The 26,553-nt window shown below is 53.0% G+C and carries 29 protein-coding genes, 1 tRNA gene and 2 pseudogenes; 12 read left to right on the top strand and 20 right to left on the bottom strand.

Annotation, left to right across the window (positions count from 1 at the left end; all coding sequences use genetic code 11):
• The 7 genes and pseudogenes from B5D32_RS08100 to B5D32_RS08070 all read left to right on the top strand — a co-directional run.
• The coding region (locus B5D32_RS08100) for an RNA polymerase sigma factor (RefSeq protein WP_143402708.1) at positions 1-231 on the top strand (231 nt) is incomplete at its 5' end.
• A gap of 82 nt (positions 232-313) precedes the next feature.
• A pseudogene (locus B5D32_RS15530) lies at positions 314-538 on the top strand (recombinase family protein); the annotation flags it as partial.
• A gap of 372 nt (positions 539-910) precedes the next feature.
• Positions 911-2,830: an ATP-dependent DNA helicase gene (locus B5D32_RS08090; RefSeq protein WP_078784554.1), complete on the top strand. Its 1,920-nt coding sequence runs from the start codon at positions 911-913 to the stop codon at positions 2,828-2,830.
• A 14-nt stretch (positions 2,831-2,844) separates the two neighbouring features.
• The gene (locus tag B5D32_RS08085) at positions 2,845-3,291 is read left to right on the top strand and encodes a recombinase family protein (protein WP_078784553.1); all 447 of its coding nucleotides are present in this window, start codon (positions 2,845-2,847) and stop codon (positions 3,289-3,291) included.
• Positions 3,292-3,300: 9 nt separating this feature from the next.
• Positions 3,301-3,714, top strand: coding sequence for a recombinase family protein (locus B5D32_RS08080; protein ID WP_078784552.1), 414 nt, complete (start codon positions 3,301-3,303; stop codon positions 3,712-3,714).
• A complete protein-coding gene (locus B5D32_RS08075; protein ID WP_143402707.1) occupies positions 3,711-3,947 on the top strand; it encodes a hypothetical protein in 237 nt (78 codons plus the stop codon). The genes B5D32_RS08080 and B5D32_RS08075 overlap by 4 nt, the downstream gene beginning before the upstream one ends.
• Positions 3,947-5,446, top strand: coding sequence for a tyrosine-type recombinase/integrase (locus tag B5D32_RS08070; RefSeq protein ID WP_078784550.1), 1,500 nt, complete (start codon positions 3,947-3,949; stop codon positions 5,444-5,446). The genes B5D32_RS08075 and B5D32_RS08070 overlap by 1 nt, the downstream gene beginning before the upstream one ends.
• A 17-nt stretch (positions 5,447-5,463) precedes the next feature.
• Here the strand turns inward: B5D32_RS08070 and B5D32_RS08065 are convergent, their stop codons facing one another.
• From B5D32_RS08065 to B5D32_RS08055, 3 genes are all read right to left on the bottom strand, one after another.
• On the bottom strand, positions 5,464-6,963 hold the full coding sequence (locus B5D32_RS08065) for a recombinase family protein (RefSeq protein ID WP_078784549.1): 1,500 nt from the start codon (positions 6,961-6,963) through the stop codon (positions 5,464-5,466).
• 113 nt (positions 6,964-7,076) lie between these two features.
• Positions 7,077-7,286 carry a hypothetical protein gene (locus B5D32_RS08060; protein WP_478292483.1) on the bottom strand — a complete coding sequence of 70 codons (210 nt, stop codon included), beginning with the start codon at positions 7,284-7,286 and terminating at the stop codon, positions 7,077-7,079.
• Positions 7,283-7,576 (bottom strand): type II toxin-antitoxin system RelB/DinJ family antitoxin, encoded by a 294-nt coding sequence (locus B5D32_RS08055; protein WP_120120645.1) that lies wholly within the window; start codon positions 7,574-7,576, stop codon positions 7,283-7,285. Before B5D32_RS08055 ends, B5D32_RS08060 begins: the two co-directional genes overlap by 4 nt.
• Positions 7,577-7,914: 338 nt before the next feature.
• Here B5D32_RS08055 and B5D32_RS14895 point away from each other — a divergent pair, with 338 nt between their 5' ends.
• The 3 genes and pseudogenes from B5D32_RS14895 to B5D32_RS15525 form a co-directional block, all read left to right on the top strand.
• Positions 7,915-8,208, top strand: coding sequence for a hypothetical protein (locus B5D32_RS14895; RefSeq protein WP_143402706.1), 294 nt, complete (start codon positions 7,915-7,917; stop codon positions 8,206-8,208).
• Positions 8,183-8,626 carry a hypothetical protein gene (locus B5D32_RS14890; RefSeq protein ID WP_143402705.1) on the top strand — a complete coding sequence of 148 codons (444 nt, stop codon included), beginning with the start codon at positions 8,183-8,185 and terminating at the stop codon, positions 8,624-8,626. The genes B5D32_RS14895 and B5D32_RS14890 overlap by 26 nt, the downstream gene beginning before the upstream one ends.
• Positions 8,626-8,784: pseudogene (locus tag B5D32_RS15525) on the top strand (DUF6061 family protein); the annotation flags it as partial. The gene B5D32_RS14890 and the pseudogene B5D32_RS15525, both read left to right, overlap by 1 nt.
• Positions 8,785-8,867: 83 nt before the next feature.
• On the opposite strand, the gene B5D32_RS08045 reads toward B5D32_RS15525, so the two are convergent.
• The 5 genes from B5D32_RS08045 to B5D32_RS15200 form a co-directional block, all read right to left on the bottom strand.
• Positions 8,868-9,407, bottom strand: a complete 540-nt coding sequence (locus B5D32_RS08045) for a hypothetical protein (RefSeq protein ID WP_078784559.1) — start codon at positions 9,405-9,407, stop codon at positions 8,868-8,870.
• A gap of 55 nt (positions 9,408-9,462) precedes the next feature.
• Positions 9,463-9,801 carry a hypothetical protein gene (locus B5D32_RS08040; RefSeq protein WP_078784547.1) on the bottom strand — a complete coding sequence of 113 codons (339 nt, stop codon included), beginning with the start codon at positions 9,799-9,801 and terminating at the stop codon, positions 9,463-9,465.
• Positions 9,802-10,032: 231 nt separating this feature from the next.
• Positions 10,033-10,698, bottom strand: coding sequence for a sigma-70 family RNA polymerase sigma factor (locus B5D32_RS08035; RefSeq protein ID WP_078784546.1), 666 nt, complete (start codon positions 10,696-10,698; stop codon positions 10,033-10,035).
• The gene (locus B5D32_RS08030; protein WP_078784545.1) at positions 10,682-11,512 is read right to left on the bottom strand and encodes a helix-turn-helix domain-containing protein; all 831 of its coding nucleotides are present in this window, start codon (positions 11,510-11,512) and stop codon (positions 10,682-10,684) included. Before B5D32_RS08030 ends, B5D32_RS08035 begins: the two co-directional genes overlap by 17 nt.
• Before the next feature lie 57 nt (positions 11,513-11,569).
• Positions 11,570-11,935 (bottom strand): hypothetical protein, encoded by a 366-nt coding sequence (locus tag B5D32_RS15200; protein ID WP_159447011.1) that lies wholly within the window; start codon positions 11,933-11,935, stop codon positions 11,570-11,572.
• Between the two features lie 261 nt (positions 11,936-12,196).
• Between B5D32_RS15200 and B5D32_RS08025 the strand changes: the two genes are divergently transcribed.
• The gene (locus B5D32_RS08025; RefSeq protein ID WP_078784544.1) at positions 12,197-13,486 is read left to right on the top strand and encodes a plasmid recombination protein; all 1,290 of its coding nucleotides are present in this window, start codon (positions 12,197-12,199) and stop codon (positions 13,484-13,486) included.
• Between the two features lie 9 nt (positions 13,487-13,495).
• On the opposite strand, the gene B5D32_RS08020 is transcribed toward B5D32_RS08025, so the two are convergent.
• From B5D32_RS08020 to B5D32_RS08010, 3 genes are all read right to left on the bottom strand, one after another.
• The gene (locus B5D32_RS08020) at positions 13,496-15,211 is read right to left on the bottom strand and encodes an AIPR family protein (RefSeq protein WP_078784543.1); all 1,716 of its coding nucleotides are present in this window, start codon (positions 15,209-15,211) and stop codon (positions 13,496-13,498) included.
• 95 nt (positions 15,212-15,306) lie between these two features.
• On the bottom strand, positions 15,307-15,558 hold the full coding sequence (locus tag B5D32_RS08015; RefSeq protein ID WP_078784542.1) for a DUF6061 family protein: 252 nt from the start codon (positions 15,556-15,558) through the stop codon (positions 15,307-15,309).
• Positions 15,559-15,710: 152 nt separating this feature from the next.
• A tRNA-Ile gene (locus B5D32_RS08010) sits at positions 15,711-15,786 on the bottom strand.
• Positions 15,787-16,142: 356 nt separating this feature from the next.
• Between B5D32_RS08010 and B5D32_RS08005 the strand changes: the two genes are divergently transcribed.
• Positions 16,143-17,138 carry a LacI family DNA-binding transcriptional regulator gene (locus B5D32_RS08005; protein ID WP_078784541.1) on the top strand — a complete coding sequence of 332 codons (996 nt, stop codon included), beginning with the start codon at positions 16,143-16,145 and terminating at the stop codon, positions 17,136-17,138.
• Positions 17,139-17,189: 51 nt separating this feature from the next.
• Here the strand turns inward: B5D32_RS08005 and B5D32_RS08000 are convergent, their stop codons facing one another.
• From B5D32_RS08000 to B5D32_RS07960, 9 genes are all read right to left on the bottom strand, one after another.
• A complete protein-coding gene (locus tag B5D32_RS08000) occupies positions 17,190-18,086 on the bottom strand; it encodes a hypothetical protein (protein ID WP_078784540.1) in 897 nt (298 codons plus the stop codon).
• Positions 18,087-18,295: 209 nt separating this feature from the next.
• Complete coding sequence (locus B5D32_RS07995) at positions 18,296-18,829, bottom strand: hypothetical protein (protein WP_078784539.1); 534 nt, start codon at positions 18,827-18,829, stop codon at positions 18,296-18,298.
• Positions 18,830-18,832: 3 nt separating this feature from the next.
• Positions 18,833-19,363 carry a hypothetical protein gene (locus B5D32_RS07990; protein WP_078784538.1) on the bottom strand — a complete coding sequence of 177 codons (531 nt, stop codon included), beginning with the start codon at positions 19,361-19,363 and terminating at the stop codon, positions 18,833-18,835.
• Entirely contained in the window at positions 19,360-19,893 is a 534-nt protein-coding gene (locus tag B5D32_RS07985) for an RNA polymerase sigma factor (protein WP_242943417.1), read from the bottom strand. The genes B5D32_RS07990 and B5D32_RS07985 overlap by 4 nt, the downstream gene beginning before the upstream one ends.
• Before the next feature lie 245 nt (positions 19,894-20,138).
• Positions 20,139-20,894 (bottom strand): exodeoxyribonuclease III, encoded by a 756-nt coding sequence (locus B5D32_RS07980; protein WP_078784537.1) that lies wholly within the window; start codon positions 20,892-20,894, stop codon positions 20,139-20,141.
• Positions 20,895-21,051: 157 nt separating this feature from the next.
• Positions 21,052-22,401, bottom strand: a complete 1,350-nt coding sequence (locus B5D32_RS07975; protein ID WP_078784536.1) for an MATE family efflux transporter — start codon at positions 22,399-22,401, stop codon at positions 21,052-21,054.
• A gap of 223 nt (positions 22,402-22,624) precedes the next feature.
• A complete protein-coding gene (locus tag B5D32_RS07970; protein WP_078784535.1) occupies positions 22,625-23,935 on the bottom strand; it encodes an ABC transporter permease in 1,311 nt (436 codons plus the stop codon).
• On the bottom strand, positions 23,922-24,614 hold the full coding sequence (locus B5D32_RS07965) for an ABC transporter ATP-binding protein (protein WP_270442488.1): 693 nt from the start codon (positions 24,612-24,614) through the stop codon (positions 23,922-23,924). The genes B5D32_RS07970 and B5D32_RS07965 overlap by 14 nt, the downstream gene beginning before the upstream one ends.
• Before the next feature lie 89 nt (positions 24,615-24,703).
• Positions 24,704-26,347, bottom strand: a complete 1,644-nt coding sequence (locus B5D32_RS07960) for an efflux RND transporter periplasmic adaptor subunit (protein ID WP_159447010.1) — start codon at positions 26,345-26,347, stop codon at positions 24,704-24,706.
• Positions 26,348-26,553 lie beyond the last annotated feature (206 nt).

Raw genomic sequence — 26,553 nt, 5'->3', positions numbered from 1 at the left:
GTCGCTTTATCTCCCCATGAACTGTATGAGCGGAAAGTGACCATGCAGGAACTTCACGCAGCGATTACCAGTCTGCCAGACAAACAGGCAAAACGGATTTACGCCCATTTCATTCTCGGCATGACCAAACAGGACATTGCCCGGGCAGAGGGCGTCCATGAAAAAGTGGTTCGTGTCGCAATCGAGCGAGGTCTGCGGCGCTTAGAAAAAATTTTGAAAAATTCTTTGTAAGGCGTACCGATTTAGGCTGGAAAATGAAATGGCTTATGAGAGGCAAAACACTTCGGGTCACAATGGCCCGAGGTTCAGACAAGTTTCATTCGCCCAGCTTGAACGTGAGACAATTCAGAAGCGTGTCACAGACGCCTACTATTCCCGGTGCCTGAAAGGCTTCCACATGAGCGGGCAGGCGCCATACGGTTATCAGTTAGAGCCTACTGTGGTAGAGGGTATCCGCACAAAGAAAATGGTTGCCGACACCGTAGCCGCCGACCATGTACGGCTGATGTTTGAAATGTACGCTGAACCGGAAACCTCCTTGCCTGTACCTTGACAACCGAATACCCAGCATAACAGGTACGTTCCTTTTTCGGCAGGCCCGATGGGCGGTTTGGCAAAACCATAAGTTGCCAAGGAAAAGGCTATAATGATACACCTGCAGCCTCCCGCGTCAGAGGGGGTGACCGAGCCGGAGTTGTAAGCAGTAAGACTCCGGCGGAGTCAGTGAACGGCCATCGCCAGTGGTCTGCCTGTTGTGTTCCCGGTGTCAGGGGTGCGAGCGGCAAATGTGGCACAGTTTCTTAACTATCTACTTTTGCCGTTTAGGGCAAATCGTGGGCAGCAGGACCCCAAGCGCCTGCTGCCCATCATTTTGCTTTAAACGGGATGGAAAAACAGAGGTGTAAAACCTATGCAAACCTATCCGACAGGCTATGTGGAATCCCACCACATAGCCGAACAGATTTTCCGGGAGATTTTACCCCGGCACGGTATGGCGGTGCGCGAGGAACAAATCGCGCTTTGCCATGAAGTTTTAGATACCTTATATAATAAGGAAATTTCCCTGTGCGATGCAGGCGTAGGCACCGGCAAAACGCTGGCTTACCTCGTGGGCTGTATCCTTTGGCAGATGCATCGCCCCGAACGGATGAAACTGCCCATCGTTATCTCCACTTCCAGCGTTGCCTTGCAGGACGCTATCCTTACTGAGTATCTGCCCGACCTGTCCGCTGTTTTGCTGTCCGAGGGCATCATCACCGCACCCATCACAGCCGTTGTCCGCAAGGGCAAAGAGCGTTTTGTCTGCGATGCCCGCCTTGCCGAAAGAGCATCGCTGGTGCAGCCAAGCAGAAAAAGGCAACGGAACAGCTTGCACATTGCAGAAAATATTCTGGACATGGATCATATCCCAGAACTTTCTCGGTATGACCGCTGCCGGATCTGTGTGCCGCAGTCCTGCCCGCGCGATTGCTTTCTGCGCGAGGATTGCCGCTACCAGCAATATTTGCGGGATTCCATGAAACCCGACATCCAAATTTGCAATCACAATTATCTGCTGGCTGACGCATCGCATCGGCAGGAAGATAGACCACTGCTCCTGCGCAGTTATCAGGCGCTGGTAGTGGACGAGGCGCACAAATTACCCGATGCCGCCCGCCAGATGTACACAGAAACCTTATCCCCGCACAACATGGATGAATTGTGCCTTTTATTACAACAGGCGCACTACAAGGATTTTGCCAGACAGATGCGGACGGCGTTCCTTACGCTGTCGTTCTCCTGCACGCAGGGACTTTCCAAGCTGCGAGGAAAAGCGAGCGAACCGTTCGTGCTTACGCCGTTCCGCCGCGCTGCGCTCATCGACTGCATAGCACTGTTGCAAAATGCTGGCGGGTTGCCGGATGTGCCGCGATACCTGCTGAACAGGCTGGGAGAAGCCGAAAGTCTCCTGCGCCTTTTTCTTTTGGAAGTGCCGACGCGCATCTTATACATCGACTACGATGCCGACGGTCAGCCTACATTCTGCGCAGCCAGCAGCCGCGTACCGCAGCTGCTCCGCAGCGCCCTATGGAATACCCGCGAACCAGCAATTCTGACCTCCGGTACATTGACTGCAGCCGGAGATTTCAGCCATACGGAACAACTTTTGGGGCTGGCGGCTTACCGACCTCTGCGTCATTTCCGAGCAGATTCTCCGTTTAACTACAAGAAAAAATGTCTGTTGTACTTTCCGCCGCGCGTAAAAATGCAAATGGACAACCGCAAAATGGCAGAAGAAATCGTTCGGTTGGTTGGTGCCTGTCACGGTCATGCGCTGGTGCTGTTCACAGCGTACCGCCAGATGGCGGAAGTTCGCGCGCTGACGGACGGTCAGTGGACATATCCAACCTATCAGGCGTGGCGCAACGGCGGCAAAATCATCCAGAAGTTCAAGCAATCCGGCAACGGCGTACTGTTTGCGGCTGGTTCCTGCTGGGAGGGCATCGACTTTCCCGGCGACATGGTGTCACTGCTGATTATCGCAAAGCTGCCGTTCCCGATTCCCGACCCGGTCAGCGACTACGAGCGCCGGCAGTACCCAAATCTGCGCGATTATATAAACGCCGAAATCATCCCCGAAATGCAGAAGAAACTGCGACAAGGCTTTGGACGTGCCATTCGCACGGAACAGGATTCCTGTGTGGTAGCCATTCTGGATGAACGCGCGGGCATCGGCGGCAAGTACCATGATGCCGCGCTGGCAGCTTTGCCGACTTGCCCAATCACCGAGAAAATCGAAGATGTGCAGCAATTCATCCGGGAGCAGAAGCGCCCGGATTACTTTTTGTGAAAGAGGGATCTGCAATGTACCTTATGCGAAACCACGATGTCTGGATTTATGTGCGCTGCGCCAACAGCGATCCGCGCATTGCCTTTGACCGGCTGTATGACCTTATCGACGAAGCAGCAGGGCATGGATTCCTTGTACGCGGCACATCTTTTGACCATTGCAGCGGCAACACCTTGAAAGACCGCATCGGTCTGCGATCTATGCTGGACGCAGTAGAGAACGGTCGGATTGAAGCCGTGATGGTACGCGATTTGGAGCAAATCAGCCGCAACAGCTACATACTGGTGGGAGTTATTGAAATTCTGCGTCAGAATGATGTCTACCTTATTACCACCGAATGTGACCTGAACGCCGAACTCATCAACAGCGGTCTGGAACGCTTTGTCTGTGACCGCTTCACGCGGGCTTCGTTCGGTAAGCCACGCTTTGATGTTCGACTCCCGCTTATGGATCAATTCTGAGGTGTGCCCATGAAAGAATACAAAGTTTGGGCATTTGCCCGCAGTGCAGCACCGAACCTGCCGGCACTGGAAGAACAGCTTGCAGAAGTCATGCGCGAAGCCGACCGGCGCGGCTACATCATTGTCAACTCCTGCATGGAGCAGAAGTGTGGCACCGAATTCTGGCGACCTGATTTGTTCGCCATGCTCACCGCTGTTCAGCAGGGGCGCGTCAATGCCGTCATGGTGCAGAGCCTTGACCGACTGAGTCACGACATTGCAACCTTATACCGCATCCTGCGCTTTCTGCAAAATTACGGTGCAGTGCTAATTACGACCGAGACCAATCTACGATATGAACTCTTTCTGACGGGGCTGGACGCACGCTTGCTGCGCCGCCACAACCGAAAGCCAATTTACTATGTGGAGTGTGAAGAACGATGAAAGAACCTGTGCAAATGCCGCTGCAGGCATCCGCCTGCGAAATTGAGAAAATCACCCTGCCGCAGATTGTCAGCATCAAACAGGCCAGCGAGATTATGAACCTGCCGCCGTACTATCTGCGGCGTGTCTGCCGCGAAAACCCGGATTTGGCATTTCAGTCCGGTGTTAAATGGTACATTAACCTTGGCAAGCTGGCGGCCTACTACAACAATAAAACGGAGCAATCTGAATAATGGCATCGGCAAAACTTATGATACCCAAACGCAGCGCCCCCTATTATGTACTGACCGCTAATGTGACTGTACATGGAAAAAGGGTGCGGCGATATGGGCGCTTTGACTTTGACCCCACTGTATTGAAAACCCACCGCCAGCGTGAAAACGCTGCCATTGAAGCCGCACTCGTTTTTGAACGCGCAGAGCAACAGAAAGCCGACGATGAAAAAGATGGCAAAAACACGCCCTTCCGAGATGTAGCAAGAGCATACATTGATTCCAAAAAATCGATGCTTGACCCCTCCGTTCGTCTGGAGGGCGACTACGAGCAGCACAAGAATAAAGCCAACACCACAGCAGGTAAGGAAACCATGCTGCGGCGAATCTGTGAAATCAGCCCGGCATTTGCAGAAATGCCAATTTCAAAAGTAAATAAGCGCGAATGCGAGAAGTTTCTGGAACTGCTGGGGGAGGCCGATGTGCGCAGCGTGAAAGGGTATGCGGTACTGAAACCCAACGCAAAGCAGTATAAGAAACTGTCCTGTCCCCAAATTGCAGCACAATGCTCCATACAGACAAAATCTGTAGAGCGAGTGTTCCGCGGAGAGCGTACCACACTAAAAACAGCACAGGAAATTGCAGCAGCTCTCAAATGTAAGCCCGAAAAGCTGTTTCATATTGAACTGGATCACCGCCCTATTGCACGAAAAACCATCAAGGAGTATGCCATCTTTCTGCGGCTCGTAATGCAATATGCCGAACGCGAGTACGGCATAGACAACGATACCCAAACACTCGCGGTTAAAGGTACGCGCAGCCGCCCGGTAGACTGCCTGCACCCGGAAGAAGTAGAGGCTCTTTTTAGGGTGCTGCCGCGCTGTTCCACACTGGAGCAAGTCATCGTTATGGGGCTGCTGAATACCGGAATGCGGCGCGGTGAGTTAGCCGGGCTGACATGGGAAGATATTGACTTCGACCACTGCACCGTCCATGTGGATAAGTCACTGCTCATAGTGAACAAAGGCTATCACCTAACGACCACGAAAGAGGACAACGTCCGTGACATAGATGTAGCACCCGAATTTATGGAATATCTGAAAACCTACCGTGACCAATGGCTTGCACAAAAGCACCGTATGGGCAGTGCTTGGCAGACCTGCATGGACGGAAAGTGGGAATCGTACCGGGAGTCCCTGCAAAAGCTGCGCGGGAAAAATTTTATCGTTATCAATGATTTCGGCTGGCCCATCAGCCCCGACCACTATGGCAAAATTGTTGACCGCGTGGCCGAGAAAGCGGGCATCCGCAAAATCCACCCGCATATGTTTCGCCACACCTTTGTCAGTATCCTGCTCTCCAACCCGGACATCGGTGTCGCTACGGTGGCGGCCGAGGCGGGCCATGCCCAGCCCAGCACGACACTGGCAATTTATACGCAGGTCTACCACAAGCGGCAGGATTCCATCCGCAGCCAGATGAGCGAGACGCTCTACAAGAGAAAAACTCCCGAAAGATGAAAAGAGACGTGCAAACTTTACGCTTGCACGTCTCTTTTTGGTGGAGCGAAGCAACCTAAATCCGAACCATTGCTCTCTGGGGCATCTTTGGCGGCGATCTCATCGAAAGTGATGGTTTTTGTGCCGTCTTTGTAGTTGAATGTAATCAAAACTTTTTCATCATAGAGATAAACAGCATTCACGAATGTATTGATAAGCGTTTCACGGTGGCTTTTCACATTCGGTTCGAGTTTGCGGAACCGGGTCAGCCAGAATCGAACCTGATTTTCGCTTAACCGTGGCCGAGCGATTTTTTCTTCGGCGATCCGAACCTCAAGTTCTTTCTGCTGGGCTTCCAGCTTTTCCAAACGCGATTTGGTGGAGTTGGTCAGCACACCTGCTTGAATGGCGTTCAGCATATTCTCAATGCCGTTCTCCACCTCGCGCATCTGCTTTTCCAGCAAAGGAAGCTTGGTGTTTTCCTGATCCTGCAACTCCATGACTTCTGCAACGATGGCATCAATCACGGCATCGTCCTGAATCAGCTTCATGGTTTCAGCCACGACCAAATCTTCCAGCCATTCTTTACGGACGATCTTTTTCTTGCAGGTCTTGAAACGCTTCGCGGTGGCGCACTTATAATAATGATGAACGACCTTGTTTCTACCCGTACCGCACTCGCCGAATATCATCGCGCCGCACATTCCGCAGAACAGCTTGGTGGTGAGCAAGTAATCGTCCTCGGCCTTGTGACGGGCAGGAGCGCGGCTGTTCTTCTTGATTTTTTGCTGTACTTCTTCAAACAAGTCCTTGTCCACGATGGCCGGGATGCTGTCGGGCATCACAATGTCCTTGAAGTGGTTTTCTCCGATGTACCGTTTGTTCGTCAGCAGCGTCTGAACACTGTTGTAGGTAAACTTCTGCTTACGGTTGGTGGTCACGCCACTGTCGTTCAGCCAGTTCATCAGTTCCTTCATAGTTGCGCCATCGTTGTACCGCTGAAAGGCTTCTACCACAAAGGGAGCTTTCAGCGGGTCGATTTGAAAGAACTTCTCCTCGTCCACCTTAAAACCAATGGGAATCGTGCCGCCGTTGTACTTGCCCTTCAGAACATTCTCAGTCATGCCACGCACAACTTTTTCAGAAAGCTCTGCCGAGTAGTATTCAGCCATGCCCGTGAGCATACTCTTGACCATGATACCCGCAGGGCTGTCAGAGATAGGCTCCGTGGCAGATACCAGCTTGACATGATTTCGTTCCAACTGGTACTCATAGTGCGCTGAATCATAGCGGTTTCGGGCAAAGCGGTCGAGCTTCCAGACCAACACGATATCAAACAACCGCTTTTCGCTGTCCTTGATCATCTGCTGGAAATCCGGGCGGTTGTCGGTTTTGGCGGAAAGGGCGCGGTCAATGTAGTGCTTGACCACGGCAATGCCGTTCTTTTCGGCATAGGCTGTACATTCCCGAATCTGTCCTTCAATGGATTCCTCACGCTGGTTGTCGCTGGAATAGCGGGCGTAGATCACAGCGGTCATGCAAACACCCCTTTCATTTCATTCTCCGCAGGCGGCGCACAAGGTCGGATGCACTGTACAGCACACGGGCCACCGACACGGTATCCTCGCCCACAATGTAGAACACCGAGTAGTTATTGCCGCAGCCCTTGGGTGCGCTCCGGCTCGCTTTCCACCAGCGCACAGCGTTCCGGCAGGATGTTCAGCGACTGGATGGCTTCTGCAATGCGGTTATACTGCCCCATAGCCGTGTCAGGCTCCAACAGACGGTCAGCAATATAGCTGTAAATCTGCTCCATATCGCTGAGGGCTGCATAGGAAATTTTCACGTCATACTGCTTCATCTGTGCTGTTCCCTGAACTGTGCGAATGCGCTTGCAGCATCCACGGTATCACCGTTCTGAATCTCCTTGATGCCCACTTGCAAGGCTGCATGGAGTTGGTCATCGGTCATGGTATCGGCGTTCAGCGCCGCAGGAGCTTTCGGCAGGGATAGCGAGAAAGGAATGCCGCCAGTCAGGGTGATCTGGCGCAGGTACATATCAATGGCGGTTGCCATCGGGATGCCAAGCTGTTTCAGTACATCCTCGGCTTGCTGCTTGACGGTAGGGTTCACACGAAGATTGAGTGTCATCGTTTTTTCCATGGTTATCACCTCAAGTTTATTGTAACGTATTTTGCGTTGCAAGTAAACAAAGAGTTGTCCTGTGAGAAAATTTCTCCATATTGAACAAATTGTCGATTGCAGGTTTGAGCAAAATATCAAGGAACTCCATCCTATAAAGAAAGACTGTTTCTCATTGACACAATGTAATGTATAAAAGAATATTATTGGATCAAATCCCTTTCTTCGTCATAGTAACATAGTTTGAAATGTACGGGTTTCATAAGTTTCGATTTGAAGATGGTATTTGCATTACTGACACACACCGTGTATAATATCTTTGATTACTTTTAAAGGAGTTGTTGGCAATGTCACCTAAAAAGTTGGATGGTCAAAAATTGATTCAGTTTCTCAATCAAAAATGGGGAAATGAAAAATGCCCATTGTGCGGTCATGGAAACTGGAATGTTGACACCAACATAGTCACCCTTATTAATGCAACTGATGGTGTAATACAGGTTGGCGGAAATTATTTGCCACTAGTGCCTGTTACTTGCATGAATTGTGGAAATACCATTCTGGTCAACGCTGTTGTTAGTAACGCGTTTGTGGATACAGGAAATTCGGAGGGTGGCAATGGCAATCAATCAGAGTCCAAATGAATTATATAAAGCAATTCCTAAAACAACGAAGACAATATCTCCATCGCCAACTATGCATCTTAGCACAACTTACCATACAACGACATTAGCTGAGGATAAAACCATTCTAATGAGTCTAAAAAGACTTATTTGGTTTGGCGCAATTTTATTTGCAGTTGCGATTGGACTTTACGCAAAAGGATGGATTGATTCGACCATTGTTACAGTTGTTCCTTCTGCAATTATCGAATTGGTCTCAGGCGGTTTACTTGCGGTTTATAAACTGGTTTCTGAACGAAGCGAACGTTCTCTATCTAAAATAACAGAAACTGAGCAATATGACCGTATTGTTCAAGAATTGGAGAATTTTCCGATGGAATACAGACAACTCCAGTTTTCAAAGCTCGTCGATTACTACTATGGAACTTCAAAACAATAATCGTTATTGAGGACGAGTTCGGCAACACCCCTGCACAGCGGGCAGAACTGGACTGGCTGCTCTACAATAAGCCATTGGAGTACGCCCAGCTTGTGCTGGGTAGTGAAATTGAGCATTATCTCTCACTCGGCTGTGACCACGGCAGACTGAAAGACTAAATTTTAATTAAAATATCCAAAGTAAACCATGAGCCCTCTACTTGCAGTCGTTGCAAATAGAGGGCTCATGGTTAGTTAGTAGTTCAACCTATTATGGTAACCATCTGAAAATACTGATATTGATATTCGTCTTCTAATACCGCCTGCATTTCTTCCATGTATAACGGGTCTTTCAACAATTTGGGATGAAATGCTCGCTCTCTCCAGAGTCGGACTCCAATTTTGGGAAAAATATATTCCGTTCCCAGTTGCAAGTCCTTTTCGTTGCAAATAACGTTGTCCTTTTTCATTAAGCTATCAATAATACACTCGGCGGTTGTATTAAACATATCCAGCCCGAACAATTTTATTGATGCCACTTTAGACAACTCTCTCTGGATGCCGATTTCAGTAGCTTTTCCGTTCCGATACTGCACCAGAAAGAACGAATCATTATCCATATATCGTCCTGTTATCAAATTAGGGTCATCGGTTTCCGCACAACGTTCCATTTGCATTGCTTCATTAGAAGAATTCGACCATTGTCTCTTCATTTGCAGAAGAGTTTTTTCTAGCTCATCTGGTGCCATACCTAATTTTAATTGTCCAATTCCAATATGTGGTTCAACAATTATCTCTTCCATAATAATTCTCAAAAGCATTTATATTCATTTCATTATTTAGGGCATGAAAATAGGATTACTGTAACCGAATACTGTATATCGTATCAAACTGATATGGGTCAGATAGCAAAACCTTTCCATTGGAAACTACCACAATCTTTTCGCCTTCTTCAATTTGCGATAGTTGAATATTTCCTTTTAAGCATTCCGAAACTCCCTGAATGAGATAGTAATCATTTGTACCGTACAGCTGATTGGAAGCAGTTGCATAGATAGAATTATTGCTTAAATCTACCTTTGTTACAGTAAGTTCCGATTTTGTCCTCCCCCACGGATGCAACAGGAAACCGCCTATAAGAATTGCTAGGGCCAAAGCTATACCAAAGACAGCCAATTCCTTACTTGATTTCGTCATTTTAAGCACCTCTTCATCATAGCTCCATTTGAATTTTCTGAACGTCACATTTTTTCTGAACGATTGCAGTTATAAGAATCACATCAATGGTATCATGATTATTGGCTTCTCTGTTTGAATAACGAATTTTAAGCCTGCTTTATTTCATCTGTCTGCGATTTTTTTAAAATCGTATAGCTGCACATAAATTTCCAGAAAACTTGTAGCACAATCACGATTTTTTCTTTTTATTCAAAGAAACCACCACGGCAGTTCCAGCCGCAGATTGTCCATAGCCTGTTTCTCGGTCTTTTTGGCGCGGCCTTTTGTCAGGTGAAAGTATATCGCCGTGCCGATCAAAGGATGTTCCTCACCATCGGTGAAGCCATAGCGGTACAGCAGGTAAGTCTGCTCCCGTTGGGTCAGCCGTTTCAGGCCATCGTACAGTTCCCGGCGCGATTCTTGCTCTTCCATAATACTCTGCGGCTGCATGGCGTAGGGGTCGGCTATGGCTTCGATACGCCGCAGCTGCTCTTCTCCCGGCAGAACCTCATCCAGCGAAACGCGCTGGTAGCAGACGCCGTCCTTGTCTTCCGTCACCATCCGCTGCTCAAAAGCGGCAAAGGCATCCCGCACCATGTCCATCATGGCGTTGCGGATGGCAGGAGCCGCATAGGTCAGGAACTTCATGCCACAGGCTGCATCAAACTTCGACACAGCTTTCCATAAGCCCAGATTGCCCGCCTGTTTCAAATCGTCCGTGTCAAGGTTCAGGCCGGACTGTGCCAGATTCATGCTGCGGAAAAGGTCATTTGCCACCTTGCCAATAAAGGACTTGTTGTTGTCGATCAGGCTGTCCAGCGCGGCAGCATCGCCTTTCTGCGCCAGCGCACAAAGCCGTTCATTCGTCTGCTTCATGGGCGTTTTCCTGCTCTGCGGTAGACTGCAAGATTCCCAGCAGACCGTTCCGCAGCTGTTCCAGCGCTTCCGGCGTAGCTCCTTCCATGCCCGAAACGCTGTCCAACATTGCATCTGTCAACTGCTCTGCCGTAATCGTTGGGTGCTGCACATCCTGCCCTTTAGTCAATTCGGCGAACATCTTCTCTGCCACTTTCTTGCTCATGGCTTCCTGTTCGGCGTAATGGCTCCCGATACCCTTTTTGATTTCCTTGACCGCCGCCATGAAGTACATTTCAATATCATCAAGGTCGCCTTGGTATACTGGCTTTCTCCGAAGGCTGATGTCCTTTGCGGCTTTGGCTGCTTCCGGGGTCTTGACCTTTGTGCGCAGCAGGGTGCTCAATGTCGTGAGCATGGCATTCTGTGCTGCGATGCCGGATGCAAAAGTATCGTCAAAATACTGCGCTATGCGGTAAGTAAGCTCTGCAAAGCGGGCGTTTTCCAGCAGCAGATTGACCACCTCTGCATTGACACGCCCTGTGTAGAGATTCTTTGCAGCTTCTACGGACAAGCCCAGCTCGGCAATGTCGTAGTTCTTGCGGTCAGGGATGTTGGTTTCTCCCAGCAGGAAATCCGTGGACACTTTGAACAGCCTTGCAATCTTTAGCACCTGCTCATGGGTCAGGGTTCCTTTCGCACCACTAATAAAACGGCTGATGGTGCTCTTGGAGCAGCCGATCTCCTTGGCGAGTTCTAGTTGGCTGATGTTGTGCTCTTTCATCAAGTCCGCAAGACGGACGTTGGATGGTGCGGGCAGATATTCCTGTGCCATGTGGTCGGCCCTCCTTTTTGATCTTTTTCCTCATTATAATACGCTCTGCCGTTTTGTTCAATATACGGTTACCTCTCCGCCCTTGCTGTTGCAGTCCTGCAACCAGTAAGGGCTTTTTTCTTTTTCCGTTGCAGTTCTGCCGCTTTTTTGCTCTTTCCGCAAAATTCCCCGTATATTCAGGCAGGAAACAAAAAACACCAGAGTCCCCACTTTGGGGTCTCTGGTGCAGTACATAACATCTACCTGCCCGGTGGCCGCAGAGTGCGGGGCTTTGTGGACATCGAACCGATTGTCCACTCCTGCCCGTAAAAAGTGCATTTTTTCACGGAAGAAGTTCGTACAACCTGTACGGTCTGTACTTGTACGCACCTGTACGGCGCATTTTAAGAAAATCAAGCGTTTTGTCGTCTGTATTTTGTTCATTTGTACGCCGTAGGAACCGTACAGGTTATTTGAAGTCCGTACGCAATTTTTTCAGATGCGTACGGAGCAATCAAGTTCGCATTGTGCGAACTTGATCGTAGCTCTCCCGCAGGAGACGTTCCCCCTCGGAGAGTCCTCGAAGAGCCCACTACACTTTGCAGCCCATAGGGATGAAAGTGTTATAGTGGGTTATTACACTTCCGGGGAAGTGCATCTCCGTCCCCGTCACCTTCCTCTGAACCCCGAAAGGAGGGATGCCCTTTGGCAAGAAATGATGGTATTGACCGCACCAGTGTCCGAAACCTTGCCGTTTCGGACAAGGCTGTTGGCAACACCCAGCAGCACAACGAGCGCGAAAAGGACAGCTATCGAAACCCCGACATTATCCCCCAGCGCGCCTCATGGAACGTCCACTTCAAAAAGCCAACCGCCAGTTACACTGACCTGTTCGCCCAACTGGAAACCGCTGGTACGATTTCAACGCGCGGCTTGAAGCCGGATGCTACCCACTACTGTGAACTTGTCTTTGATGTCAACTCTGCCTACTTTGACAATCACGGCGGCTATGAGATCGCCAAGCAGTTCTACGCAGATGCCTATAAAGCCGCTGTCCAGATCGTGGGCTGTGAGCAGTATATCCTCTCCGCCGTCATGCACGCTGATGAGATCAACCGTGCCATGACCGAAGCACTAGGCCGCGAAGTTTACCACTACCACCTCCATGTGGTCTATGTACCTGTGGTGGAAAAGCAGATCCTGTGGTCGAAACGCTGCAAAGGCAGGGCATTGGTCGGCACAGTCAAGGAGACCGTCATGCAGGTCAGCCGGAGCAAAAAGTGGGCATCCAAGCCCCTGCTGGACGATGCTGGAGAGCCCGTCCTGCAAAAGAACGGCAAACCAGTCCTGAAGAAGTCGTACAGCATCCTGCAAGATGATTTCTTCAACTATATGCGCAACGCCGGGTACACGGATGTGGAGCGCGGTGAGCGCGGCAGCACCGAAGAACACCTGACCGTCACCCAGTTCAAAGTCCAGCGGGAGCAGGAACGTCTGGACAGCCTGACCGCCCAAGCCGACCAAAAGCCGCAGTCGCTTGCCAAAACCAGTCAGACCCTCTCCAAAAAGGAGAAGGAACTTGCCGCTGTGCAGAAAAAGGTCACGCTCACGAAAGAAGCCTTCATTCATGCGCGCGATCTGGATTATATCGGCAAGCGCACCTTTCTCGGTAACTACTCGCTGACCGAAGAAGAATTTTCCAAGCTGAAAAAGCAAGCCGACCACGGCTATATGATGGACGTGGAGAACTGCCGCCTGAAAGAAGAACTTTCCACCGCCAAGAAGGAAGCTGCTCATTGGGGTCAAAAGTATCACGAGCTCTGGTATGAAGTGAAGCCCTATCTGGACGCGCTCCACCGTGAGCCTGAACTGGTGCGCAGCTTTCTGGAAAAGATTCTCGCCCTCAAGCAGGAGCGCACCATGAATGTGCCGCATAAAAACAGCAGGACGCTCCCGGTAAAGGGAACGCCCTGCATTACATATTCGAAACAGTAAAATTAAATTTTAAAGCTTAACAACCATTGCCGCATTTTTTAACTTATCTGTTATAAGTGCTGTTTTGGCATTTTCTGCGTTGGACAAATCGCCAACTTGATCAGATATTATCTTGCATGCAAATTCGACATATTGATTTAATTTATTAGAATCAGCTAGTATACCTTGAATTTCTTGACAAAAAGTCTCCATTTTGTGGGAGTTCAATTGAGGTTGCTTCTGATCACCAAGGACAAGATATTTCAAAATCATCAAAATATGATATCGATATTTGTTATACTGTTGGTCAATTTGCTTGTTTCTAATAAGAAATTCTATCCGATACAAAGCATAGGCAGAAACGTAGTACGCAATAAATTGATGGTTCGTATTAAAGATTTCTCCGCTATCCTTACTATCTTTTAACAACCGCCCATAGTAACGACTTGCTAACTGTGGCTTGTCTAGGAACATTGAAGAAAATGCCTTTATTTGTGTAGCAACTGTTACAATTCTAACCTTTTCGATTTCCATAACGGAAGTATACTGCTTAGAACGTCGTTCGTAGTATAGGCGTTGTACGCCACTATAAGTTTGATAGTAAGCTTCAAGGCGTTTGTTGAAATCATTTAATGCCAGTAGCTGTTCATCGGTAACCTCGGTTTGCCTATTTGTCGCTTTCACAATTTTATTGACAGTTTCTTCGTCATCTGTCGAAATAATTTTTATCGCAACATAAACCTTGTCCGATATTGTTTCTTTGTTATTATACAGAACATGACTTGTTTGGCAACCATTGACAATCTGATAATCTTCAAGAGAGAATTGATTGCGAACAATATTTTTTAGTTCTTTACAAATAATAGTTATTCCATTGTTTAAAATAACAAATTTGTCGGCCTCTGAACTATTCAGCGTTTCGGCAATTTCTACGTTTACATCATTTTCCCCTTGGAAATCTCTTACATTGTCATATAGAATACTTTTGATAATGCCATCTTCATTACTAACAAGGTTTAAAAATTGACATGCTGGCAATATGCCAAGATATGCTTCTTTTACTTTTTCCATCTCTGGAAGGGTAATTCGCTCTGGAAAATCAATGATTGCTTGGATTTTATCGACCGTATTCTTAAATAATTTTTGTAAATAATTTGCGTCAACTGGTACAAAGCTAATCTCAGAAAATAGATTTTCAGATTTCAAATCGCTCTTTACGCCTTCAATTCTAGAGCAGAGATTTTGATCCTCTGTCCAGTTTCCGGTGGTAACGTAGTATAATAAGCACTTGGGTTTATTTCTTACACGCATCATATTAGATAAAATATGAGAAATGATATTGGATTTTTCTTGAACCTCTGCGTTTTGAACCAACTCGGGTTGTTCTTTTAACAAATCACATACACCAAAACCGAATGTAGCAATATCTCCGCCATTAAACGTAGGAGATGTTTTTGCTTGAATAAAAATAAATTTCAGATCCGTAATTGTATGTGTTTGTTCGGCCAAATCATCAAATTCTTCTTGCGAATGTATTAAGACATTATTGGCAATAATTGCAATTCCATCAATTCCCGCATCACTTCCACCACCTGTAACAATATCCGATATATCAAAATGCTCTGGGTATTCTTTTGAAAGGACGCAGTAACATGCAAACGATTCAAATAATTCTGATTCGTTTTGACCTGTTAATTCTTGCGATGCCGCAAAATTGTTCATATAGCCTTTCGTAATTCGATCCATAGTGCTTCCTCCTTTTTCTGAAAAGGACGTATACCCCTTTGTATAAATTATACTCCTACTAATGAGAGTTATCAACCATTCTTCGAATTCAGCCTCTAATCTTCTAACTCATGGCTCCCGGCTGCATTTTTCAAATATTCCTCCGGATCGCCATTCAAAATCAAATCGGCATAGCCTAGCGGGTCATTGTAGATGAGGTAGTCTAACTCTGACCTCTGCGCCATGGTCACATCCAGTGCATCCTCAACCCCGGTGCAGTCAATGGAAATTTTTCTCCCATCTTGGAGAGTCAACTCCACACACCCGGTATCCATGTTAAACTTGCAGGCTCTTTCATCGTACTTCATAATCGCATCCTCCAATTCTCGTTATCGGCTTACGGTCTATGACAAGGCATCAGAGTTTTGCGCCGTCCACGGGAGCCTTCATTGTTGTTCCCGAAGAAAACGAAAAATCCGAACCCTTCTCCAATCGGAAACAGGTTCGGATTTTTCTTGTTTGGTGGGCCATGCAGGATTCGAACCTACGATAACTCGGTTATGAGCCGAGAGTTCTAACCGCTGAACTAATGGCCCTTATGAAACAACCCAAACAAGCAGTTGCGAACCGCCCGTAGATGGGTTGTAGATGAAAGCAGAAAAATCAACTATGGAAATCGCAAATTTTACGATTTATCGAATTTTTGCAAAGAGAAAAATCCTAACATCCAATGTTTATGAGCCGCCGGCTTTAACCGTTAAGCTAACGGCCCTCACAGATGTATAGAATAGTATAGCAGAAATTTCCCTGTTTGCCAAGAGGTTGCGGGGCGGAATTTTTAAAATCCGAAAAAATAAAAAGCGTCCCGCAAAATCCGCAGGGAGCCTCCCCTTTCCCCTTTTGGTTGGATATGGTATACTGGTAGCAAATCAACGCGAAAGAAGGCGCAGCTTTGACCATCAAGGATATTGCCCGCGAGTCCGGCTATGCCGTGGGCACAGTGTCCCGCGTGCTGAACAACAACCCCCGCGTCAGCGAGGACGCACGCCGAAAAATACTGGCCGTTGTGGCGCAGCACGGCTACCAGCCCAACGCCAATGCCAAACATCTGAAGCAGCAGGTGCCGGAGGGGCTGGCCCTCATTGTAAAGGGCACGCAGAACGCTCTGTTTGCGGACCTGCTGGACAAGCTGCAGCCCTGTCTGGAGGCGCGCGGCTATACGCCGACGGTCTACTACAACAACGGCAGTACCGACGAGCTGGCCTGCGCACAGACCATCTTTGCCGAGCGCCGGCCCTGCGGCCTCTTTTTCATCGGTGCGCACCCGCAATGCTTTACCCCGGCGCTGGCGTCGCTGGGCATCCCCTGCCTGCTGCTGACGAACAACGCCGCCGGGCTGGGCATTGAGAATCTGTCCAGCGTCAGCGTGGATGACCGCGCTGCCGCTGCCGTGATGATCGAGCAGTTATATGCCAAAGGCCACCGTGTCATCGGCATCATCGGCGACAGGCCCGAAACCTCCCGCCCGAGCCAGCAGCGGCTGGACGGCTGTCTGGATGCCCTGCAGCGGCTCGGCGTGCCGTTCGACTTTGACCGGCAGTACCGGCTTGCGGACTTCTCGATGCAGGGCGGCTATGCAGCTGCCGAGCACCTGCTGGCCCACTGCCCCGGCCTTACGGCGATTTTCGCCATGTCGGACCTGATGGCGGTGGGAGCCATCCGGGCCATACAGGACCACGGCCTGCGCGTACCGCAGGACATTGCCGTGGCCGGGTACGACGGCATTGCGCTTGGGCGGTACACCGTGCCGCGGCTGACGACGATCCGGCAGAATACCACCGTCCTTGCCGAGCGCGCCGCCGACATTTTGCTGCGCTGCATAGAGGAAAACGCCCCCGCCCGCCACGAGACCGTGCCCTTTGAGCTGGTCGAGGGCGAGAGCGTATAACAACAGACCCGGAGCCCGTTTGATTGGGCTCCGGGTAATTTTTATGCGTGTTTATGCCTGTGCGCTTTCAGGCGTGGCCATGCCGGTTCGTTCGGCAAGGCGGCGCTCGGTTTCCTCGTTCAGGTATTTCTCGTCGGGATAGGCACCGTCGTGCCGGTCGGCGTACTCGTCGGAAATCTCATTCTGCAGCTGACGGCGGATGTAATCATCCCGGTCTGCTTCGCTGAGGAAGCTGTTATTGTCATAGTGGTAGCTGGCCTGCACGCGCTGGGCCACCTGGGCAGCGGTCAGCCCCGCCGGGTAGGAGGCGACGCAGTCCAGGTAGTAGCTGATGCCGTCGTCGGTGTCCTCATCGGCGTTAAAGTGGTAGCATGTAAAGCCGAGACCGTCGTCTGCGGCCCGCTGCATAACGGCCATACAGTCGGCGGCGAACGTCTCGGCATCGGCGTAGGGGCCCTGCAGCGCGGCGTACAGGATGCAGTCGTCGCCGCTTTGCAGCGTGTAGTCGCCGTCGGCCTCGTGGAAGAAATGAACCTCGACATTCAGGCTGTTCAGCTTGGCTTTCAGTGCCGGGTCGGCGGTCATGGCGTTGTACATCGCGTCCGCTTTCTGCGATTCAATGCGGTTCTGGGCGTAATTGCGGGCCGGGCTCCACTCGCTGATTGCCAGGGGCAGCAGTGCCGCCGTGCCGACGATGCAGAGCGTGAACGCCGTACCCAGCATGGCGAGCCAGTCAAATTTCACCTTCACGTCGGGCCTGGCGCTGTAGACGAGCATCTCGATGCCCAGCGCAATGAGGATGACCGGGGAGAATTTCAGAATTTTCAGCAGGTCGAACTGCGGCACAAACTGATAGACGATCAGCAGGACACCGGCTGCAATCAGCACCAGCGCAAGCGCAATGCTGCCGACGCGGCGGACCTTTTTCGGGGTGGTTTGTTCATCCATGATTTTACCTCATTCTATTTATATTGAGTGGTAGAGGCCGGGCATACCCGGGCCGCGCGTGTATGGCGGGCACAGCTGCGGTGAGTCAGCGGCGGGCGGGACATATCCCGCCCCTACCCTGCGGCAAAAGGCAGACGAGCGGCGTCCGTAAGGCCGCCCCTCATCCGGCGCTGCGGCGCCACCTTCCCCCCAAGGAGGAAGGCAGGGCGTTATTCATGCGGATACGGCGGAAGCTCATCGTCGCGGTTTTTCTTTTCGGGGTGCAGACCCAGCAGCTTGAGGCCTGCGAAAATCAGCAGTGCCGCAATGACAACATTCGGTATGCCGGTGATGATGTCGTAGGCGTAGCCGTCGCCCACAAGATTACACAGCAGCGTATAGAGCCAAGTTGAGATGAATGTCTCATACAGTGCCCAGACGCCGAAGCCGACCAGACCCCAGCCGATCAGTCTGTTGTGCTGGGGGACCAGCTTTTTGATCTCCCCATAATTGCCCAGAACCAGCAGGGAATCCTCCTTCGGCTCACCGGCCGCCATGTGGCGGATGAGGTCATAGGTGTCAAAAAAGCTGTACATCCAGATGACAAGGCAGAGGAACAGCAGCGGTTCAACGACGGTGGCCGCCATCACACAGAGTATCAGTATCATCGCAATCGACAGGCCGCGCTGCATATAGCCGTAGTACATCTGCCCTGCGCCCGGGATACAGGCGAAGATAAATGTCAGAAAGCCGTTCTTTTTCATGGTTTATTCCCCCTTGGCGGTGCTGCCGCCGATGCTTTGTGCTCTGATCTGGTCCAGACCGTTTTCCGCGGTCAGGGTAAAGCTCTTAAAGGTGTCGTCCAGGCTCTTGTAGAAGCCGTTGACGGCGGTGTTGAATTTGGTGCCGAAGCGTTCCTGCCGGGCGGCGGGCTGCTGCGGCAGCAGGGCGGCGGCATTGGGCACACCAAAGGTGCTGACCGCGCCCCACATCACAAAGCCCAGCACCACCGCGGCAGCCGCCGAGACATAGCGGTTTGTCATAATGCGGAAGCTGCGCAGCCGCATAAGGCTCTGCACCTGCGGGATCAGGTCGCGCATCGGCTGCTTCATGCAGTCGGGCGCGGCGTCGATCATGGCCGTGTAGCGCAGCAGACAGTAGTCGCAGAAGCTCAGATGCTCGGCGGCCTCCAGTGCGCCGAGGTCGTCCAGCGTGCCGTCCTTAATGGCGTACAGCCCTTCGTCGGTCAGGTGGCCTTCGGCGTCAAAGAGTTTGTTGTTATCAAAATAAAGGCTCATTCCTTCTGCCTCCTCTCGGTGATCTGCTGGCGAAGCAGCAGCTTTGCGCGCCACAGCTGGCTGTTGACCGTCGCGGGCGGACGGCCCACCAGCTTAGCGATCTCCGCCGTTTCCCTGTGCTCCAGAAAGTACAGCACGGCAATTTTGCCGTAGGGCTCGCGCAGACCGCGCACCAGTGTTTCCAGCTCGGCGGCCCCGGCGCGGTCTGCCACACTCTGGGCCGGGTCGTCGGCGTCACTGCCGCGCGCACCGCGCGGCTCCGGCAGGGCGTCGTCCCCGGGGGCGTCCACCTTGCGCACCCACGCGCTTTTCAAGTGGTCCTTGCATTTGTTGGCCGCCACGCGGACGAGCCACTGCTTGTAGTACTGCGGCTCGCACCGGTCTATAGCCGAAAACGCGGAGAGGAAGGTGTCCTGGGTCAGATCCTCGGCGGTGTGGGGCTCGTGCACAAATTGCAGGCAAACCGTGTAGATGAGCTTTTGGTATTGCTGCATCAGACCGGTAAATTCTTCATTTGTCAGTTCCCACACCTCCTCTCGCTTTGACCTTCTGTATACTAAAACGAATCCCCCGCGAGAGATATTGCAAACGCGGGGGAATTTTTAAAAATTTTCTTCTATGGCTTCCCCCGAGGGGGGAAGCTGTCTGCCGCTTGCGGCAGACTGATGAGGGGAGAGTTCACCGGTATCGCCCTTTCATGGGTAATATCCGGCAGGTTTTCCCTCATCCGTCTGCGGGCGGGGCCGCAGACACCTTCCCCCAAGGGGGAAGGCGCTCACGGGTTGAGCTCCAACAAAACCGGGCAATGGTCGCTCCCCATCACATCCATCAGAATCTCTGCTTTCTCGATCTTATCGGCCAGGCGGCTGCTGACGAGGAAATAGTCGATCCGCCAGCCTGCGTTCCGCTCACGGGCGCGGAAGCGCATGCTCCACCAGCTGTACATGCCGGTGGCGTCGGGGTGCAGGTGGCGGAAGGAATCCGTAAAGCCCGCGGCCAGCAGCTCGCCCAGCTTGCCGCGCTCCTGGTCAGAGAAGCCCGCCGCGCCGCGATTGGGGCCGGGGTTCTTTAAGTCGATGTCCTCATGCGCCACGTTCAAATCGCCGCAGAGGATGACCGGCTTTTCGGCGTCCAGCTTTTGCAGATAGCGGCGCAGGTCGTCCTCCCACTGCATACGGTAGTCAATGCGCGCCAACTCGTTCTGGGAGTTGGGCACGTAGAGATTGACCAGATAAAAATCCGGGTATTCCAGCGTGATGGCGCGGCCCTCGTGGTTGTGGACGTCCTCGTCGAGGCCATAGCGCACCGAGAGCGCAGGCGTTTTGGCCCAGATGGCCGTGCCGGAGTAGCCCTTTTTGTCGGCGCTGTAGATATACTCGGTATAGCCCGCGGGCGCAAAATCCGCCTGTCCGGGCTGCATTTTGGTTTCCTGAATGCAGAAGAAGTCCGCGTCCAGCGCGTTGAACACGTCCTCAAAGCCTTTTTTCAGGCAGGCGCGCAGACCGTTGACGTTCCAGCTGATGAATTTCATGGGGTGGTACTCCTTTATGTATGATTATCCGCGAGTATTTTGTCAGCCACGCAGTAGAGGCCGCACATGTGCGGCCCGGTACTTACCGGCAAATGAGCGCTTATGGGAAAAGCCGCGGGCCGGACATGCCCGGCCCCTACCTCTCGGCAAGGCTTTTCTACGCAGCCTTCTTCACCGCGTTCTTTTTCCAGGCACCGCTGACGAACCGGGCCACAAAGCATATAATGCGGCAGATCCAGTCAACGACCATGGCGTACCAGACGCCGACGGCACCCATGCCCATCTGCACGCAGAGCACCCAGCTCAAGCCCATGCGCCAGACCAGCATCGAGGCCGTGGCAACGACCATCGTGAACCGCACGTCGTTGGCGGCACGCAGGGCGTTGGGCAGCACAAAGCTGGCGGGCCAGAGAAAAATTGACATGCCGTTGTGGATCATGACCAGTGTCCACGCCAGTGCGCGGGTCTCGGGCGTCAGAGTGTACATGCTCAAAATCTGGTTCAGAGACAGCAGCACCACAATATTGACCGCGCCCTGGGCAATATAATCCCACAAAAGCAGCTTTTTTGTATAATAATTTGTCTGTTCAAAGTCCTGCGCACCGATGCAGCGGCCAATGACCGTGATCATTGCCAGGCCCATGGCATTGCCGACAATGCAGCCGATGGCGTCCAGGTTGTTGGCCACCGCGTTGGCCGAGATATGCACCGTGCCAAACAGCGAGATCATCGAGACGACAAGCACGCGGCCCAGCTGGAAAAGGCTGTTCTCAAACGCCGACGGAATGCCGATGTACAGAATGCTTTTGACCGTGCGGCCCTCAAAGCGGGTGACAGATTGCGGCGTGATGCGCAGCTGGTAGTCCTGCCGCGCGGCCAGCACCAGAATGATGCACGCACCGACAGCGCGGGAGATCAGCGTGGGCACGGCAACGCCCGCGACACCCATTTTCAGCACAAACACGCAGAGCGCGTTGCCGCAGAAGTTGATACCGTTGACGATGACCGAGACCTTCATCGACACCGCGCTGTTGCCCGTGGAGCGGAAGATGGCCGCACCCGCGTTGTAAAGCGCCAAAAACGGAAACGACAGCGCCGTGATCGTAAAGTAAGTCAGGCACGCCTGCATGACCTCGTCGGTGATGGTGCCAAAGAAAAGCCGCAGCTGCGCCGTGCGGGTGATGAGGCAGAACGCCGCCACACCGACGCCGAGGATCGCGCTCAGGCCCACGAGCTGGCCTGCGCTTTTGGCGGCATCCTCGGGGCGTTTGGCCCCCAGATGCTGGCTTGTGACGACAGCGCCGCCGGTGGCCAGCGCACCGAACAGCGTGATGATCAGCTGGTTGATCATATCGACGAGCGACACACCGGAAATTGCGGCCTCACCCACTGACGATACCATAACGGTATCCGCCATGCCGACGAGAATTTCCAGCATCTGCTCAATGATGAGCGGCCAGAGCAGCGTCAGTAGCTGGCGGTTGGTAAACAGCCTTTCCTTTTTCATTTTTACAATACATCTCACTTTCCCAGTATCGAGTATAGCACAAAAAAAGCCCCCGCGCAATGCGGGGGACAAAAAGGCTTCCCCCTCGGGGGAAGCTGTCACCGAAGGTGACTGATGCGGGCAGAGCTTGCCATGGTTTCCCGTTTACCGGGCAACGTTGCAAACTCCGCCCTCATCCGGCCCTGCGGGGCCACCTTCCCCCTCGGGGGAAGGCTAAGGCTATTTACTCATACCGCAGCGCTTCGATCGGGTCGAGCTTGGCGGCCTTGTTGGCGGGATAATAGCCGAAGAACACGCCGATGGCCATACTGAAGCCGACGGCGATCAGGATCGCAGCGATGCTGGGCTTGGCGGCATAGCCCACCACATTGCTGAGCACCGTGCCCAGCGCCAGGCCCAGCACAATACCGATGAAGCCGCCGATCAGGCAGAGGATGACGCTCTCGGTGATAAACTGCATACGGATGGCCGACGCAGGCGCACCCAGCGCCTTGCGGGTGCCGATCTCGCGGGTGCGCTCCGTCACGGAGACCATCATGATATTCATAACGCCGATGCCGCCGACGAGCAGCGACAGCGCCGCGATGGCCGAGATGCCGAGCGAAACCGTGCTCATCATGCTGGTCATCGAGTCGAGCAGGCTCGCCAGGCTCGATGCACTGACCGTCCAAGAGTCGTTGCGGGTGTAGTAGCTGGCGAAGAAATCCCCCACCGTGTTGACGAAGTCCGTGACATTGACCGTGCCGCCGTTGGCCACAACGGTGATGCTCTGGTACCCTGCCCCCGCCCCGGCGATGGCCTTGGCAACGTCCAGCGAGATGTAAAAGTCCGTCTGGATGCTGTCGTCGTCGCTGCCGCCGAACATGCTGGAGTAGCTATCCTCCGTGTATTTGTATACGCCCTGTATATAGAACGTGTACAAATCCTGATTGATGGTCAGCGTGACCGCCTTGCCGATGGCGTCCTGCGCACTGCCGCCGATGGCCTGCTCGACGAACTTTTCCGACACGCAGGCGACCTTGCGCCCGGCATCCCTGTCGTCGTCCAGCCAGCGTCCGTACAAAATCTGCGAATCATCGTCCCTGGCTGCCAGTGCCGCATGATTGATGCCGCTGACAGTGGCCGTGATGGTCGTGGTCGGGTCACCGTATTTGGCAGTCGTGCCGCTGCCCACCTGCTGGGTCAGTTCGATGTGATGGACCTGGGTCGGGAAAGCGGCTGTAAAATCGTTTATCATCGCATCGGTGATAAGGTCTGCGTCCGACGGTTTGGAATCCATAAACCGGCGCAGCCGGACGCCCTGGGACGTGCCCGACGTGTCGGAGCTGCTTTTCTGCGTTACCGTGACAGAAATGTTACTGGCACCCATGCCGGACATCGAGTCCATGACCGAGCCGGTCATGCTGTTGCCGACGGTCTCGATGGCAATGACCGCCGCAATGCCGATGATGATGCCCAGCATCGTGAGCAGACTGCGCATTTTATTGCTTCTGACGCTGGTCAGCGCCATGCCGATATTCTCAAAAAGCTGCACGTTCGCCGGTCCCCTTTCGTTCGCCCACGATCAGGCCGTCGCGCAGCGTCAGCACCCGCTGGCATTCCTCGGCCAGCTCGGGGTTGTGCGTGATGAGCACGATGGTCTTGTGGTATTTTTCATGCAGCTCGTGAAAGAGATCCATCACGACGCGGCTCGTCTGGCTGTCCAGTGCGCCAGTAGGCTCGTCGGCCAGGATCAACGCCGGCTCATTGACCATGGCGCGGGCAATCGCGACGCGCTGCTTCTGTCCGCCGGAAAGCTCGTTGGGCTGGTGGCGCATCCGCTCGCCCATGCCGACGCGCTCGAGCCATTCCTTAGCGCGGCGGGTGCGCTCCCCTGCCGGGACGCCCGCATACAGCATCGGCAGTTCGACGTTTTTTAACGCGCTCTGGCGTCCGATCAGGTTATACGTCTGGAACACGAACCCGATTTTGCGGTTGCGGATGGCCGCCAGGTCGTTGTCGTCGGCGTCGTGGATGTTGACGCCGTCCAGCACGTACTCGCCCGCCGTGGGCTTGTCCAGCACGCCGATAATGTTCATCAGCGTGGACTTACCGGAGCCGGACTCGCCCACGATGGCGACGAACTCGCCGGGGTAGACGGTCAGGTCGATACCGTGCAGAATTTCCAGCTCGTTCGGCTGGCCGATGTAGTAGCTCTTGCGGATGCCCTGCATCTGGATCAGGGGCTGCGCGGGGTGCGCGGCCTCCTCCCCTATCAGGCTCCTGGCAATATTCTGCGCAAACTGTTGTGTCTTTTCCGGCATTATTGACCTCCCGGACCGCCGGGGCCGCCGCCGGGACCACCCATGACGACGGTGCCCTCGGGCATATTGCTGCCGTCGCCGACGTAAAGGTCGCCGTTCTCCATCATCTGCACATCGCTGTCGGACGTGCCAGACTCAATGCCCTGGGTCAGGTCCGCCGTGGCGCGGATGACGTCGCCCTCGTTCAGGTCGCTGCCGGTGATCTCCACATAGTAGTCGTTGGTGTCGCCCTCGGTGACGGCGACCTGCTCAAAGGTCATATCGACGCCCTCTCCGCCGGTCTTGCGCAGCACGTAGGTGCTGCCGTCGTCGTTGGTGCCCACGGCGTCGCGCGGGACGGTAAAGACGTTGTCCTTGGTGCTGATGACGATCTCGACCTTGGCGGAAATTCCGACCAGCAGACCGCTGTCCTGCCCGTTGACCGTGACGGTAGCGCCAAAGCTGCCGTTGTCGTTGGCGACAGGGTCGATACGGGTCAGGATACCGGTGACGGTGTCGTCCGTGGCGTCGCTGGTGATGTTGCACTGCAGGCCGGTCTTGAGCCTGCCGACGGAGCTGGCCGGGATCGTAACTTCCACCGTCAGGTTGTCCACATCCTGAATCGTGGCCACCGTGCCGCTGCACACCGCGCCCACCGTGGCGTCCAGCGCGGTAATTGTGCCGTCCATCGTGGCAGTCAGGGTGCAGTTCTCCAGCGCGGTCTGCAGATTGGTCAGGGTGTCGTCCTCGCGCTGGGACTGCGCGAGCTTCGTCTCGGCGTTGTCCACGCTGCGGTACGCGCTTGTCGCGCTGTTCTGATAGGACTGCTGCGCCTGTTCCAACGCCTCGCGGTACTGCTCAATTTTATTGTAGGTCTGGCTGACGGCGTCAAAGCCCTGCAGGCCCAGCTCTGGGATGCTGCACTGGCCCTTGGCGATATTTTCCCGGTTGGTGTAATCCGCGATCTGGCCCTGCAGGCCGTCTGCGCGGGCCGTGTCGCCGTCCTGCTGGGCCTGGGTCAGCTGAATGTTCAGGTTGGCAAGGGTGTTCTCGTACCCGGCGATCTCCTCGGCGTAGCGGGTGTACCAGTCGGTGACGATCTCACGGTTCGTCTTGCCGCTGTTGGCGGCGGACGCCATCGAGGTATAGTAGTCATCAATGCCCAGCGTGTCGTAGTTCTTCTGCGCCTTATCGAGATTTTCCTGCGCCGTAGCCAGGTTTGTCGTCTGATCCTCGACGGCCTGGGTGTAGTTCTTCCGGGCGTCGGTCCGGGTGTCGCTGAGCTGCAGCTGCGCGTTGGCGATCTGCTTTTCCACGTCGGTGGTGTCCAGCGTGGCGATGACATCGCCCTTCCTGACCGTGTCACCGACAGCGACGTTGACTGCCGTGACCTTGTAGGTCTTGACGGAATCCGACGCCGTGACGCTGGCGCTGCTGCCGGCCTTGACCGTGCCGGTCACGCTGACCGTATCGCTCAGGGTCGTTTTGGTCAGCACGGTGGTGCGCACGAACTGATAGCTATCGGCGGCGGCCTTGTCGGTCTTGCCCAGCACGTTCACGAGAACGAGGGCCGCGACCAGCACAATGACCAAAAAGATCGTCAGCTTTTTGTGGCGTTTGACCCAGCCGAGCGGGCCGCGTCGGGTTTGTGTTTTTTCTGCCATACCGGGTTCCCTTCTGTTTTCGGAGATTTTTTGACAAAATTTAGTATATATTGCAAATGTGTTGAATTTTTGAAAGAAGCATGAAAAAAGGCGGCACATCTTAGAAAGATGCGCCGCACGGACTTTTCTATAAGGCTTCCCCCTCGGGGGAAGCTGTCGCCCGCAGGCGACTGATGAGGGCAAAGCTTACGGCCACTTCCCATTCA

The sequence above is a fragment of the Gemmiger formicilis genome (genome assembly GCF_900167555.1).
Taxonomy (GTDB): domain Bacteria; phylum Bacillota; class Clostridia; order Oscillospirales; family Ruminococcaceae; genus Gemmiger; species Gemmiger formicilis.
Note: the sequence above shows the minus strand (reverse complement) of the source record. Positions and strands in the feature narration are given on the sequence as shown.

Coding starts and splice junctions, on each gene's coding strand:
- B5D32_RS08090 (WP_078784554.1), top strand. CDS start 911: ATGCAAACCTATCCGACAGGCTATGTGGAATCCCACCACATAGCCGAA.
- B5D32_RS08085 (WP_078784553.1), top strand. CDS start 2,845: ATGTACCTTATGCGAAACCACGATGTCTGGATTTATGTGCGCTGCGCC.
- B5D32_RS08080 (WP_078784552.1), top strand. CDS start 3,301: ATGAAAGAATACAAAGTTTGGGCATTTGCCCGCAGTGCAGCACCGAAC.
- B5D32_RS08075 (WP_143402707.1), top strand. CDS start 3,711: ATGAAAGAACCTGTGCAAATGCCGCTGCAGGCATCCGCCTGCGAAATT.
- B5D32_RS08070 (WP_078784550.1), top strand. CDS start 3,947: ATGGCATCGGCAAAACTTATGATACCCAAACGCAGCGCCCCCTATTAT.
- B5D32_RS08065 (WP_078784549.1), bottom strand. CDS start 6,963: ATGACCGCTGTGATCTACGCCCGCTATTCCAGCGACAACCAGCGTGAG.
- B5D32_RS08060 (WP_478292483.1), bottom strand. CDS start 7,286: ATGAAGCAGTATGACGTGAAAATTTCCTATGCAGCCCTCAGCGATATG.
- B5D32_RS08055 (WP_120120645.1), bottom strand. CDS start 7,576: ATGACACTCAATCTTCGTGTGAACCCTACCGTCAAGCAGCAAGCCGAG.
- B5D32_RS14895 (WP_143402706.1), top strand. CDS start 7,915: ATGTCACCTAAAAAGTTGGATGGTCAAAAATTGATTCAGTTTCTCAAT.
- B5D32_RS14890 (WP_143402705.1), top strand. CDS start 8,183: ATGGCAATCAATCAGAGTCCAAATGAATTATATAAAGCAATTCCTAAA.
- B5D32_RS08045 (WP_078784559.1), bottom strand. CDS start 9,407: ATGGAAGAGATAATTGTTGAACCACATATTGGAATTGGACAATTAAAA.
- B5D32_RS08040 (WP_078784547.1), bottom strand. CDS start 9,801: ATGACGAAATCAAGTAAGGAATTGGCTGTCTTTGGTATAGCTTTGGCC.
- B5D32_RS08035 (WP_078784546.1), bottom strand. CDS start 10,698: ATGAAGCAGACGAATGAACGGCTTTGTGCGCTGGCGCAGAAAGGCGAT.
- B5D32_RS08030 (WP_078784545.1), bottom strand. CDS start 11,512: ATGGCACAGGAATATCTGCCCGCACCATCCAACGTCCGTCTTGCGGAC.
- B5D32_RS15200 (WP_159447011.1), bottom strand. CDS start 11,935: ATGAACAAAATACAGACGACAAAACGCTTGATTTTCTTAAAATGCGCC.
- B5D32_RS08020 (WP_078784543.1), bottom strand. CDS start 15,211: ATGGATCGAATTACGAAAGGCTATATGAACAATTTTGCGGCATCGCAA.
- B5D32_RS08015 (WP_078784542.1), bottom strand. CDS start 15,558: ATGAAGTACGATGAAAGAGCCTGCAAGTTTAACATGGATACCGGGTGT.
- B5D32_RS08000 (WP_078784540.1), bottom strand. CDS start 18,086: ATGGATGAACAAACCACCCCGAAAAAGGTCCGCCGCGTCGGCAGCATT.
- B5D32_RS07995 (WP_078784539.1), bottom strand. CDS start 18,829: ATGAAAAAGAACGGCTTTCTGACATTTATCTTCGCCTGTATCCCGGGC.
- B5D32_RS07990 (WP_078784538.1), bottom strand. CDS start 19,363: ATGAGCCTTTATTTTGATAACAACAAACTCTTTGACGCCGAAGGCCAC.
- B5D32_RS07980 (WP_078784537.1), bottom strand. CDS start 20,894: ATGAAATTCATCAGCTGGAACGTCAACGGTCTGCGCGCCTGCCTGAAA.
- B5D32_RS07975 (WP_078784536.1), bottom strand. CDS start 22,401: ATGAAAAAGGAAAGGCTGTTTACCAACCGCCAGCTACTGACGCTGCTC.
- B5D32_RS07965 (WP_270442488.1), bottom strand. CDS start 24,614: ATGCAGGGCATCCGCAAGAGCTACTACATCGGCCAGCCGAACGAGCTG.
- B5D32_RS07960 (WP_159447010.1), bottom strand. CDS start 26,347: ATGGCAGAAAAAACACAAACCCGACGCGGCCCGCTCGGCTGGGTCAAA.